Origin of the sequence: Streptomyces rishiriensis, assembly GCF_003112535.1 — a bacterium.
In the GTDB taxonomy this organism is placed as follows: Bacteria; Actinomycetota; Actinomycetes; order Streptomycetales; family Streptomycetaceae; genus Streptomyces; species Streptomyces rishiriensis.
The window spans coordinates 419,719-431,906 of the sequence record NZ_BEWA01000001.1; the positions used below are offsets into that span (position 1 = coordinate 419,719).

The 12,188-nt window shown below is 72.1% G+C and carries 11 protein-coding genes; 5 read left to right on the top strand and 6 right to left on the bottom strand.

The features are described from left to right. Positions 1–130: 130 nt before the first annotated feature. The 3 genes from Sri02f_RS01715 to Sri02f_RS01725 form a co-directional block, all read right to left on the bottom strand. The gene (locus Sri02f_RS01715; protein WP_108999240.1) at positions 131–1,483 is read right to left on the bottom strand and encodes a serine hydrolase domain-containing protein; all 1,353 of its coding nucleotides are present in this window, start codon (positions 1,481–1,483) and stop codon (positions 131–133) included. A 97-nt stretch (positions 1,484–1,580) separates the two neighbouring features. Beyond that, the gene (locus Sri02f_RS01720) at positions 1,581–2,789 is read right to left on the bottom strand and encodes a cytochrome P450 (RefSeq protein ID WP_108999241.1); all 1,209 of its coding nucleotides are present in this window, start codon (positions 2,787–2,789) and stop codon (positions 1,581–1,583) included. A gap of 1,498 nt (positions 2,790–4,287) precedes the next feature. Next, complete coding sequence (locus Sri02f_RS01725; protein WP_108999242.1) at positions 4,288–4,683, bottom strand: winged helix-turn-helix transcriptional regulator; 396 nt, start codon at positions 4,681–4,683, stop codon at positions 4,288–4,290. A gap of 157 nt (positions 4,684–4,840) precedes the next feature. On the opposite strand from Sri02f_RS01725, the gene Sri02f_RS01730 reads away from it, so the two are divergent. After that, positions 4,841–5,572 carry an alpha/beta hydrolase gene (locus tag Sri02f_RS01730; RefSeq protein WP_108999243.1) on the top strand — a complete coding sequence of 244 codons (732 nt, stop codon included), beginning with the start codon at positions 4,841–4,843 and terminating at the stop codon, positions 5,570–5,572. 10 nt (positions 5,573–5,582) lie between these two features. Further along, a complete protein-coding gene (locus Sri02f_RS41040; RefSeq protein ID WP_159106649.1) occupies positions 5,583–5,741 on the top strand; it encodes a hypothetical protein in 159 nt (52 codons plus the stop codon). A gap of 91 nt (positions 5,742–5,832) precedes the next feature. Here Sri02f_RS41040 and Sri02f_RS01735 read toward each other — a convergent pair whose 3' ends face one another. After that, on the bottom strand, positions 5,833–6,438 hold the full coding sequence (locus Sri02f_RS01735; protein WP_108999244.1) for a hypothetical protein: 606 nt from the start codon (positions 6,436–6,438) through the stop codon (positions 5,833–5,835). A 1,276-nt stretch (positions 6,439–7,714) separates the two neighbouring features. On the opposite strand from Sri02f_RS01735, the gene Sri02f_RS01740 reads away from it, so the two are divergent. The 3 genes from Sri02f_RS01740 (at position 7,715) to Sri02f_RS42515 (ending at position 9,805) form a co-directional block, all read left to right on the top strand. After that, positions 7,715–8,413, top strand: coding sequence for an SDR family oxidoreductase (locus tag Sri02f_RS01740; protein ID WP_108999245.1), 699 nt, complete (start codon positions 7,715–7,717; stop codon positions 8,411–8,413). 322 nt (positions 8,414–8,735) lie between these two features. Next, on the top strand, positions 8,736–9,350 hold the full coding sequence (locus Sri02f_RS01745; protein WP_108999246.1) for a class I SAM-dependent methyltransferase: 615 nt from the start codon (positions 8,736–8,738) through the stop codon (positions 9,348–9,350). Positions 9,351–9,526: 176 nt separating this feature from the next. Next, positions 9,527–9,805 (top strand): hypothetical protein, encoded by a 279-nt coding sequence (locus tag Sri02f_RS42515; protein ID WP_245970342.1) that lies wholly within the window; start codon positions 9,527–9,529, stop codon positions 9,803–9,805. Here Sri02f_RS42515 and Sri02f_RS01755 read toward each other — a convergent pair. Together Sri02f_RS01755 and Sri02f_RS01760 are read right to left on the bottom strand one after the other, a co-directional pair. Continuing rightward, entirely contained in the window at positions 9,799–10,854 is a 1,056-nt protein-coding gene (locus tag Sri02f_RS01755; protein WP_108999247.1) for a terpene synthase family protein, read from the bottom strand. The two genes, Sri02f_RS42515 and Sri02f_RS01755, sit on opposite strands and share 7 nt — an antisense overlap. A gap of 48 nt (positions 10,855–10,902) precedes the next feature. Further along, complete coding sequence (locus Sri02f_RS01760; RefSeq protein ID WP_245970316.1) at positions 10,903–11,937, bottom strand: SDR family NAD(P)-dependent oxidoreductase; 1,035 nt, start codon at positions 11,935–11,937, stop codon at positions 10,903–10,905. Between the last annotated feature and the right edge of the window lie 251 nt (positions 11,938–12,188).

The following is a 12,188-nucleotide window of genomic DNA, read 5'->3' on the forward strand; positions in this document are numbered from 1 at the left end:
CGTCAAGCCCTCGGGCCCACCGGGGAACGCGGCGGTGGGCCGGCACGGGCGCAGGCATGAGGACGGTGCGGCGGGCCCCGGCGGGCAGCACGGGGCGCGGTGCCGGTGGAACCGGAAAGGCCGCCGCGGTTCAGCCGTCGTCGGTACGGCGTGCGGTGCGCCCGGAGATCTGCACCCGGTCGATCCGGCCGGTGGCGGGGTCGCGGTGGAACCGGCCGCCGGGCTCGGGGCGGCCGGTCGCCGGATCGAGCAGGTCGCAGGAGAGGTCGGCGTGGCAGACCAGGGTGAGGGGCAGGTCGCCGTCCACGGACAGGGCCGGCGCGCCGTCGGGCCCGGGGGCGATCCGGTACGTGGTGGAGCCGTTGCGGTAGGCGCCGGCGCAGTCGGGCAGCGCGACGGCCGGGCCGCGCTCCGCGGGGCGGAGTGCCGTGGGTACCCGTATCCCGGTGAGACGGGCCAGGTCGTCGGCGAGGTCGCGCCAGAGCGCGGTGGCGCCGCCCGCGTTGCCGGTGAAGGCGACCACCACACCGGTCTCCGGATCGGCCCGCAAGTGGCAGGAGGTTCCCTGGGCGTTGCCGTCGTGGCCGCACCAGACGCGCTCGCCCTGCCGGTACAGGGCGAGCCCGGCGCCCCATCCGTCGGCGAGGGTGCCGGGGCGTGCCGCCGGCTCGGGGTGGCGCATCTCCTTGGCGACGGAGGGCGGCAGCACGTCGTCGCGGCCGACCAGCGCGGCCCCCAGGGCGGCCAGGTCCGTGGCGCTGGCCAGCAGCGCCCCGGCCGGTGCCTCCAGTGGCGCCAGGGTCTGCGCGGTGGGCCGCAGCCGGCCGGTGGCCGTGTTGACGGCGTGGCCCGCGGCGATCGGACGCAGGGGCCGCGCGTCGCCGAGGAACGCGGGCTCGGTGCGCAGGGGCTGGAGGAGCAGGGAGCCGACCGCCTCCTGCCACGGCATGCCGGTGACGGCCTCCACCAGCCGTCCCAGGGCGACGTACCCGGCGTTGGAGTAGGAGAAGTCGGTGCCGGGCGCGAAGAGCAGGTCCCGGCGGGTGCACACGGCCGACAGATAGCGGCCGGCGGTGGTTGCGGCGGCGGTGTCGGAGTCCGGACCGGTCGGCAGCCCACCGGTGTGGCTGAGCAGGTGACGTATCGTCACCTCGGGTATGTCCCGTAAGTCCGGGAGGTGCTCGGCGGCCGGATCGTCCAGGTCGAGATCGCCGTCGTCGGCGAGGAGCAGCACGAGGGCTGCCGTGTAGGGCTTGGTGAGGGATCCGAGGGGGACGGCCGTGCCGGCGGTGCACGGGGCTCCGGTGGCCGCGTCGGCCGTACCGGTGTGCAGTGTGAGGACGTCCGTGCCGGTGTCCACGGCCAGTTGGGCGCCGGGTACCCGGTGGCCGCGGGCCAGGGTGTCCAGACGGTCCTGCAGTTCCGGGCGTAACGGGGACGGCGCCTGGAAGACGTCGGTGTCAGTGGGGACGGTGTACGGCATGAGAAGGGGACTCCCGTTGCGTGGGTCTCATGTGCGGGTGACGGCCGGGCCCGCCGCGAGCGGTGCGGGGGCCGGCCGGGGCGCGGGTGCGCCGGGCTCAGGCTCTGCCGACCTCGACGGGCAGGTGGCGGACGCCGATGATCACAGCCGGGTTCTGGAAGGTGACGTCCTCGTAGGACGGGACGACCAGCGTGGGGAAACGTTCATGCACCATGCGCAGGGCGATCCGCGCCTCCAGCCGGGCCAGCGGGGCGCCGAAGCAGAAGTGGATGCCGTGCCCGAAGGTCAGGTGGGGGTTCGGGTGGCGGGTGAGATCGAGCGTGTCGGGCGCCGCGAAGCGGGCCGGGTCCCGGTTGGCCGCGCCGAGATGCACCATGAGGAGCGTGTCGACCGGGATCTCGTGTCCGCCGAGGACCACCGGGCGGGTGACCCGGCGGCCGAGTTCGGGGAAGGGGGGCAGCCAGCGGAGGATCTCCTCGACGGCCTCCGGGATGCGCCCCGGGTCGGCGCGCAGGGCACTGTCCGCGCCGGGATGCCGGTCGAGGACGACGACGGCGTTGCCTAGCAGCGCGGTCGTGGTGATGTGCCCGGCGACCAGCAGCAGGGCGACGAAACCGACCATTTCCTGGTCGCGCAGGCGGACGCCGTCCACCTCGGCGGCGATGAGCCTGCTCGTCAGGTCGTCTCCGGGGGCGGCGCGGCGGGCGCGGATGTGCTCCAGCATGTAGCCGTTCATCTCGCGCACCGTGGGAGCGATGGCCTCCAGCGCGCGTTCGAGGTCGGCCATGTCCGGGGCCTCACCGAGCTGGTCGCCGCCGAACAGAACGCTCGCCCACTCCTGGAAGAGCCGGTGTTCCTCGGCCGGGATGCCGAGCAGTTCGGCGATCACGATGATCGGCAGCGGATAGGCCAGCGAGTCGACCAGGTCGAACCGGTCGTGGCCGGCGACGGAGTCCAGCAGCCGCGCGCACACGGCCTCGATGCGGGGTGCCAGCCCCTGCACGACCCGGGGGGTGAACGCCTGGCTGACCAGGGCGCGGAGCTTGCGGTGCTCCGGGGGGTCCATGCCGACGAAGTTGCCCTGCGTGAAGGTGTCGAAGTCCGGCTGGCTGGGGGCGAGTCCGGTCATGTCGGAGGAGTACGTCACGGGATCGGCGAGCACGGCGGCGGCGGTCTCGAGGTCCAGCACCTGCCACACGCTCTGGCCCGGATCGTAACGAACCGGTCCGTCCCGGTGCAGGTCCCGCCACCGCTCGGGTAACGCCTCCAGCAGCGGAGGTTCACCCGTCAGTTGTCTGCTGATCACCTTGTCTCCTCGGTAGCGGCGCGCGCGGGCAGGGAGGGACCACGCCCATGGGTGTGCGGGATCCGGCGGTGGAACAGGGGGTGGAACAGGGGTGGGAACAAGGGGTCACCGTCGGTGGGACGGCGCGGCAGGGACGGGTGACCCGCGCAGCTTCTGCAGCTTCTACGGACGGCCCGGCGGCCGACTGCCGACTGCCGTCACGGCACCGCTGGGCGGTCGGATGCGCGGCGCACCTCAGCACGTGTGGTGGAACGCGCGGCGGCTCCGGGGCCGGCCACACCCCCGCACAGCCCGGGTGCTCGGGCGGAGCAGTCCGACATCTCATCCCCCTCGGCGACCAAGTCCGCGCGGCTGCGCGGACCCCTTCCCCCTGATGGAACAACGGCCCGAATGCGGCCGCGCGAACACAGCGGACGAATACGCCCCACCGATGCGCACGAGCCCGCGATCGGCAGGACACACCGCCGTTCACACCTTTGTTTCACCGGAACGCGGCCACAGTCTTCAGGGTGACCCACCCGATCGCAACCCCCCGCCGGATGAACGGAGCGTGCTGGGGCGACTCATTTGCGTCACCGTCCCGCCAACGTGACGGGACGAGCGGGCGCAGGAGGACTCCGGCCGGATTCCCGCACCCCCGTGTGCCCTGGCGGCCGTTGGGCAAACCACCGGCACCGGAAAAAGGGTGCGGACCCGCCGTACGGGGCTCGGTCGCCGACGCCCCGAAACCGCCGTCCCCGCACTGCCCCGCCGCCCTGAACCACCCGCACCCACTCCGGTGAGCTGCACAGTCGGCCACGGTGCGGCGAGGCGGGGCGACGGCCGAGGGCCCGTGCCGCGCGCCACCCCACCCGGGGCCGCACAAAGGAACCGTTCGCCGTCCCCGAGCCGGCGCTGGAGGCGCCCTGTGTGAGACACCGCCGGGCGGTGACAGGCCGGGAGTCGACGACGGTGGGCGAATGAAATCGGCCACCGGGATGCGTGGGGGCGCACGCGGGGCATCGGTACGCGCCGCCCGAGCTTCCGCTGCTCGGGCATGGGCGCGGCCGGACGGGGTATACAAAGACGTTTTCGCGCGCGGGATCACGGCGCGCCGACACGGGCCCGCGGCCTGGGCTCGCCGTGCGGGGGCGCCGCGGGAAACCTTGTGCCGGGAACGCGCACCGCGGCCGGGCGAGGAGGTGGCCGGCGTACCCGACGTGCCGGCGCACACATCTCATGGGCGGCACAGGACTGCTCGGGGGCAGACAGCTCGCGATTGCCCCCGGCGGACGGGACCTCGGCGGAGCGGCGGCAAGGGGGAGCGTGACAACGAAGGCGCACACGGGAAGTGCGGGCGGCCAGCGCCTGTGTGCGGTCGTGATCAGTGCGCGTGTTTCGCTGCCCTGGTGAGGCTCGTCGTGATGGAGCGCAGGATGCGACAGGCGACAGTTCACCGCTGACCAGGGCAAGCTCATCGAGCCGTACCCGCCGATGGGTGAGTACAGCCGGGCGGGCGTCAGGCGGTCGGGGTGTCGGGGCGGGCGTCGTACACAGCGCGGGCGGCGTCGATGTGCGTCAGGTGCGTGATGCTCCACTCCAACAGGGGTGCGGTGGCTTCGCGGAGGGTCCTGCCCATCGGAGTGAGTTCGTAACTGACGTGCGGCGGCATGACGTTGCGGACGGTCCGTGTGAGGATCCCGTCGCGTTCCAGGCCGCGCAGGCTGACGGTGAGCATACGCTGGCTGATCCCGTCGACGGCCCGCTTGAGTTCGGTGAAGCGGCGCGGCCCCTGGCTGAGGTTACGCACGATCAGCAGCGACCACTTGTCGCCGACGATGCCGAGCACTTCACGGGCCTGGCACGGGTCCTCCTGCCGCGTCGGCCGCGACTCGCCGCCTGCTGTGCCGCTCATGGTTACCTCCAGAGAACCGGGGCACCGAAATGTGCCTTATTGATCGGGGTGCGGCAGGTACAGCACGATGATCACGGTTCCCGAAGAGTACCGAGGCACAAACAGGAACCATCATGCTCCCGCGCCTCCACGCCCCGAAGAGGAAACGACTCCCCTCATGTCAACTTTTCTGCTGGTACACGGCGCCTGGCACAGCGGCCGGTGCTGGGAGCGGGTGGTCCCGCTCCTGGAATCGGCCGGACACCGCGTGTTCGCACCCTCACTGACCGGCTACGGCGACAAGGCACACCTGCTCGGTCCCGAGGTGGGGCTCGACACGCACGTCGCGGACGTCGTCAAGCTGATCCACGAGGAGAACCTGACCGAGGTGGTGCTCGTGGGTCACAGCTACGCGGGCCTGGTCGTCTCGTCCGTGGCCAACGAGGTACCGGAACGAATCGCGCACCTGGTGTACCTCGACGCGATGGTCCCGGAGCACGGCGAGACCGCCGTCGACGTGCAACCCATGACCCAGAACCTGATCGACCTCGCCGCCAAGTCCGACAACGGCTGGCGCATCCCGCCGCTGCCCGAGATGCCTCCGCCCCTCGGCCTGTTCGGAGTCACCGACCCGGCGGACGTCGCATGGCTGCGTGCGACGCTCTCCGACCATCCAGTGCGCTGCTTGCGGCAACCGGTCCGGCTGGACAACCCTGCCGTGGGCTCCATTCCGCGCACGCACATCCACTGCGTCGGCGCAGAGCCGGAGGGCATCGTGCGGCGGTCCGTCCCCGCAGCACAGCCCAACGGCTCCCCGGCACGGATACGGGAACTGCCGACCGGGCACGACTGCATGATCACCATGCCGGCAGACCTGAGTGAACTGCTGCTTGAAGCCACCCTTGGGTAGTGTCCGCCCAGTGCTGCGCCATTGCACCGCCGTCGCCCGTCAGGACCTGCTGGAGCTGAGGACCGCGGTCGGCCCGCTCACGGCCGCCGCCCTCGTCAAGGCCCCGACGCAGGCGCCGACAGCTGCCGCCGGGCTGGGAGACCGGAGGTTCCCGTCGCCGACCCGGTGATCGGGGTCTGCGGGCTCGATCAGGCCCTGTGGGCTCCCGGGGCGTAGTGGAAGAGATTCCCGTCACGCCCGTAGAGCGCCCGTCGCGCCCGTCAGGGCCGCAGGCCCTCCCGCGCGAGGGCGACTCTGGACAAGTCGGAGATGACCTGCCGGTCCCCCCGGCGCCAGGCGTCGGCGAGACCACCCGGCGGGGTGGGAACCGCGGCGAGGTCGCGCTGCGGCCCGGTGAGCGCGCGCAGCGCGAGCAGGTCGGCGCCACCGGGTTCGTCGAGGAGGCGTCGGGTGGTGGTGGCGCGGCGGATCCAGCGCAGGCGTGGGGGCAGCCACAGCGCCAGCACGAAGGCTGTCGCGAGGACGACCAGGGCCACTGCGGTCAGGATTGCCGCGCGACCCACGGTGTCCTGCAGGGACTGGCCGGCGTCGGAGAGACTGTTGCCCGCTTCCGCGGCGGACCGGAGCGGCTTCTTCAGGGAGTCCCCGACGAAGGGCACTTTCGAGGCCGCGTCGCCGGCGTCGTTGAGGCCGGCGGCGAGGTCGTCGCCCGCGTTCTGCGCCTTCCTTCCCGGTTCGGCCAGCAGGGTGATCGCGTCGTGCACGACCAGAGCGAACTTCACCGCGACCGCGATCAAGGCCACGGCAATCAGGTCGGCGAGTACCTGACGGCTCCGACGCGTCGGGGTCTGGGCATAAAGACGCATGGGCGTGCTCCTGTTCCGTCGGAAGCGTCGAGCGGGCGTGCATGAAGGCAGGTGAGTGCAGCTCAGGCGAGGAGGCCCGAGCGGGCGTTCGACCGTACGGGGAACTCGACTCCTCCACTGCTACCCGCAAGGGGACGTCTTTGACGCACAACCGCCCCGCGCGGCGGCGCGGTGACGACGCAGTGAACCCGCGGGCGATCAGCCGATCCCTGCACCCCGCCGACCATCGAGGCCAGCCGTTGTTGTGCGCCAGGGTGACGCACGTGTCGACGGGCGCGGTCGGGCAGCTCGTGCTGGACCCGCCAGCGGCGGACGATGGGCTCGGGCATGTCGTTGCCGCCAGCCACGGCGGCCAGGCTCTGGGCACACAAGAGGGCGTGCTGTCCCGATTGGGGAGTTTGGGATCTACCTCGACGGTGGTCTCCAGGAACGCCGCGGCGGCAGCCCTTGCGGTGTCCCTGCTCGTAGTGCAGTTCTGCGCGGAACGGGAGAGCCCGGACAAGAGCACGAGACCTCCTCCGCCGCCGCTGTCGGTACAGCGCCGGACAGGCGTAACAGCGTGTCCTTGACGACGCGCAGGCCCGCCCAACACCCCGGCCAGACGGGCGCCCGCGCGGTCGGCCAGCGCGAGAGCGATCGAGGTCAACTGCTCACGCAGCAGCGGTGTGTGACGGACCTGCGGAATCGTCAGCCCCGCGATCTGCTCGGCGAACGTCACCGCTCGGCACGCCGGGTTCTGGCACGTGAACCGCCGCACCAGCGGCACGATCACCACACTGACGCCACCGGCCGCAGCATCCGCAAGCCGTCGCATGTAGCGGCCGTGCGCCCGGACCGACGCACTACCGCCATGGGGCCAGTACGCACCCGCCGAGCGGGCACGCGCATGCTTCGTGACCATCCCAGCCGCAGTCCGCTCGACCAACTCCACCACGACACCGGCCGGATGAGGGAACAGCGTCTCGAAACTCCGCGAAGAACACGCGAGCCGTGATCACAGCCGTCACCGACACCGACAGCGTGCGCGCAGCCTGGGACCTGCGATCCACGCAGGTCCCAACAAGGGGGCCAGCAGCGCGGGTTCGGCCCCATTCGTGCGGCATCATGGCCGGTCAGCGATGGCTACCGGCTTAGCGGGAAGATCGCTGGGTATAGTGCAGGCGTTTCGGGGAACCGGCGACCTGGAGTCGGTCGGCCTCACGCCCCACCTCGTGTTCACCGGCATCCGAGGCTCTGGCGGGAGCCCCGGTGACCACATCGCCAAGGAGGGCGTCCCATGGAACCCGTCACGCTGATCACCGGTGGCTCGACCGGAATCGGCGCCGCCACCGCCCGCGCCCTGCTCAAGCAGGGCCACCGCGTGGCCGTCACCGGACGTGACGCGGACAAGCTGGCCGCTTTCGCTGCTTCGGCCGCAGCGGGCGAGCGACTGCTGACGATCACCGGCGACACCAGCGACGCGCACGACGTCGCCTCCGCCGTGCGCCGCGTGGTGGAGGCGTGGGGCCGACTGGACAACGTCATCGCCAATGCCGGTTTCTCGCTGCCCGGCAACCTGGAGAGCCACGCCCCCGAGGACATGCGCGCCATGGTCCTCACCAACGTCCTGGGCCCGGCCCTGCTGGTGCGGGAGACACTGCCACACCTGCGGGAGTCCAAGGGCCGGATCGTGATCATCGGTTCGGTCGCCGGGGTGCGCAACACGCCTGGCAACCTGTACTCGGTCACCAAGTGGGCCGCGCACGCACTGGCCGAGAACACCCGGCTGCTGGTCGGCAAAGACGGGGTGGGCGTGACGGTCGTCGCACCCGGGGTGGTCGACACCCCGTTCTGGGACGAGCGCGGCGGCACCCCCGGGGCGGCGCCGGTGATGACCGCCGAGCAGGTCGCGGACACGATCGTCTTCGCCGTCAATCAGCCCGCGGGCGTGGACGTCAACCACATCACCATGCGGCCGACCGGACAGGTCGGCTGACGCCGCGCTCCCAACGACCGTACGACAAGGCGCCTTCGGCCCCGCTGCGTACCACGCGGCGCAGGCCGAAGGCGGGTGAGCACGCCCTGAAGCAACAGGGGCAAGGAGGTCTCTTCGCGCAGCCGGACGAGATCCTCCCGGGTGACGACTGCATCCACAGCGGGCTGGTGGCCGCGGCGGCGATGTCCACTGACACCTACCGCGTCACAAGATCAGCGCCAGAGCCCGTAATTACCCATCCCTCCGATCACCTCTCCCCTTGGGGACGGCGAATCCGTCGGCGTGCACTCGGCAGGCCGTGACCGGGCTTTACGATGATCCGATGGGTCAGCCCGCCGCAGAGCCGTACTGGAACACCAACGTTGCCCGGCATCCTGGCATCCTCCGCGCCGTTCCCGAAGGATGCCGTGACGCGTTGGACGTCGGCTGTGGGGATGGGCTGCTGGCACGGAAGCTTGCCGGGCGGGCGAAACACGTCACCGGGATCGACAAGTCGCCGCACATGATCGCCTGCGCACGCGAATCCGCTGTCGGCCACCCGCAACTCACCTTCGTCGAGGGAGACTTCCTCACCGCGGAACTTCCCGGTGCGGAGTACGACTTCGTCTGCTCGGTGACCACGATCCATCACATGGACTTCGAAACGGCACTCGTCCACATGCGTGAGCTGCTCCGGCCTGGCGGCACGCTGGTGGTGGTCGGTCTGGCCCGCGAGGCGAGCGTGACGGAGTGGGCGGCGTTGATCGCGGCTGCCCCGATCGTTCGGATCACGAAGGTGCTGCGTCGCGCGCGTGGCCCGCAGGGCATGCCGGTCGCCGACCCGCAGGTGAGTTATGGGCAGGTGCGGGCTGCTGCCCGGCGGCTGTTGCCCGGCGTGCGGTATCGCCGGCATGTGCTGCGCCGGTACTCGCTGACCTGGGAGAAACCCGCCCGCTGATCCGGCATCGAGGGATCTGGTCGTCGCCGAGCTGTCCGTGTTCCTCCCTCGTGGTTCGGCAGACCGATGGGCAGCCCGGAGGGCGAGGAGAACGTTCGTCGTGTTCGACATCAACCCGGCATGTACGTCCACTGGCACGCGGGGCGCTCGAAGAGCGCGCTTGCACGTTGCTGCGGGTGGACCGCAAGACGGTCAGGAAGTACCTGGCGCCAGCGGAGGCGTCCGGGATCACCCCGGGGCCGCCGATGAGCGAGGCCGATTGGGCCGGGATGACTGAGGAGTGGTTCCCGGGCCTCGTCGACGGGAGACTGCGGCAGGTCGTCGAGGTCGTGGCCGCGGGACAGCCCGTAGGCCATGCCGTACGTGTAGGCCGTTTCCACGGCGAGCGTGCTGTTCGCGAGGGCTCGTGCCCCGTCGGCGGGGTCGACGGCGGCAAGGAGCTGGTCGATCACTGAGCCGGGAATGAGCTCGGCCCCGGATCTGGCGGCCTGCGGACGCTGGTGCGCAGGACCTGGCCGAGGTGGCCGGGGCCCGAGGGCGGCACGACCCGGAGTGCGTTCCGGTAGCGCTGGGTGACGGTCTGCCAGGCGTGATAGCCGCTCATCCACGCGGTCATGACGCGGACGTAGCCGGCGACGTCGGCCCGCTCCCGCTCGGAGAGGGCGAGTTGCGCGCAGACGGCGGGCACCTGTCCGGCCAGGTCCTGGAAGCGCAGGACGCGCCGGTCCACCTCGTGGCGGGCCGCGTCGAGGGCTTCGCCGCGGGTGAGGCGCCGGGCCCGTTCGAGGACGAGGACGAGGTTGTCCATGTCACCGCGGGCCTCCTCCTTCTCCAGGGAGTAGACGTCGTTGCACATCAGGGTGACGTCGATGGCGGTCCTGCGCATGATGCGCAGCTCGGGGCTGTGGAAGGCGGATGCGGGGACGGTGAGGCCGGCCGCGCGTTCTCCGAGGGAGAGGGGCAGGTCGGTGGCGGCGATGCCGCGTCGGACCTGGAGGTAGGCGTCGAGGTCCGCCGGGGTGCCGCGGAGACGGCCCCGCGCTTCGTGGGCGTGCGCGGCGAAGTAGTACTCCCATTCGTGTGCGGTGCGGGCGGTCCAGGCCGGGTGGGCGCCGTCGGTGCTGCGGGCCCGGATGTCGGCGAACGCCGTGGTGCAGGGGTCCGCGCCGGGCGGCGGCGGGGCGCCGTGCGCGATGTCGATCAGCGGTTGGCAGGCGCGGACGGTCTCGGCGGGGTCCCGGCCGAGGGGACCGTCGAACTGGTCGTCGAAGACGAAGAAGAACCCCATCGCGTCCGCCAGCAGGTCCAGGGCCGGGCCCCGGGCGTGCGGGAAGCCGAGCGCGGCCAGGCGCGGCATGTCCCAGGAGACGTACCAGGCCAGTGACCGGTCGTCAGCGGCCAGGCCGGTGCGGCGCACCCAGTCCAGGTTGTGCCGGCGTGCGGCTTCGAGGTCGGGGCTGATCTCCGTGGCGGCGGGGAGGTCGAAGTCCATGTCCTGTGGCACGGGTCCTCCCGGAGCTGTTGCGGGCGGCGCGGGGTGGGTGTGCGCACGTCATTCCCGGGCGGCCGGGGTCGTGAGGTCGAGGGCCGGCGGCCCGGCGGCCCCGGCTCCCAGCCGGGCGAAGGAGAAGCCCATGGACTCGCTGACGCTCCCCGGCGTGCGGAACGCCCCGGTGTCGCGGATCCGCGCGAAGCCGTCCCGGACCATCTCCGGTGTGGGGTCCTGCGGCCACACGACGCCTTCGGTGGCGCCCAGGAAGATCCGGGCGGTGCGGCGGCCGGCCGCGTGGAGGAGCTGGCCGGTGCAGGGGGCGCTCTCGTGGGCCAGCAACGCCACCACCGGGGCGACGTGCCGGGCGGGGAACAGGTCGGTGAGCAGCGCGGTCGTCCGTTCGTCGTCCCGGACCGCCTCCAGGGACATGCGGGTCGCGGCGACGGGCACGACCGCGTTGACCTTGATGCCGTATGCGGCGCCTTCCGCCGCCGAGGAGGTGGTCAGCCCCAGCACGGCGCCCTTGCCCGCGGCGTACGCGCTGAGCCCGGTGTCGCCGAACACGGCGTCGGAGCACGTGTTGACGATCCGCCCGTACCCGGCGGCGGTCATGTGCGGCCATACGGCCCGCAGCATGTTCAGCGTCCCGCCCGCGTGTGTGTCCAGCACCCGCCGGCATTCGTCGTCGGTGAGCTCGTCCAACGGGCGCAGGATCGAGATGCCCGCGTTGTTGACCAGGGCGTCCAGCCGCTCCCACTGCTCCAGCGCGGCTGCGGCGAGGGCCCGGGCGCCGGCCGCGGTGGCCACGTCGTGAGCGTCCGCCAGCGCTTGCCCGCCCGCCGCCCGGATCTCCTCGACCACGGCCCGTGCGGGCGCGGGCGACGACCCGTGTCCGTCGGTCGCGGTCCCCACGTCGTTGACCAGGACCCGCGCGCCGCGCGCCGCGAGGAGCAGCGCGTACTCCCTGCCCAGACCGCGGCCCCCGCCGGTCACCACGACCACGCGGCCGTCGAAACGGACCTCGTCATGGCCCTCGTCCACCCGGCCCACCCACCCCTCCCAGACGGCGCCGGGACCGTAGCTCTTCCCCGGCAACCGCCCACCCTGCCCCGGCAGCCCGCGTCAGGGCAGGGGGCGCGCGGACCGAGTGGACGCAGCCGCGCGCACCCCCACGAGCCGCCGTACGCTGCGTGCGCCCCCGACGCTCGGGGAGCCTCCCCCGGCCCCGAGCGACCGGCCCTCGTACGCCCGTTCCCCTCAACGTGTGCACGAGGGCCGACCCCTGTCACGAAATCGGTAGGTGCGCCGCCGTACGGCGGACGCGGGTACCGGCGAAGTGCTCCAGC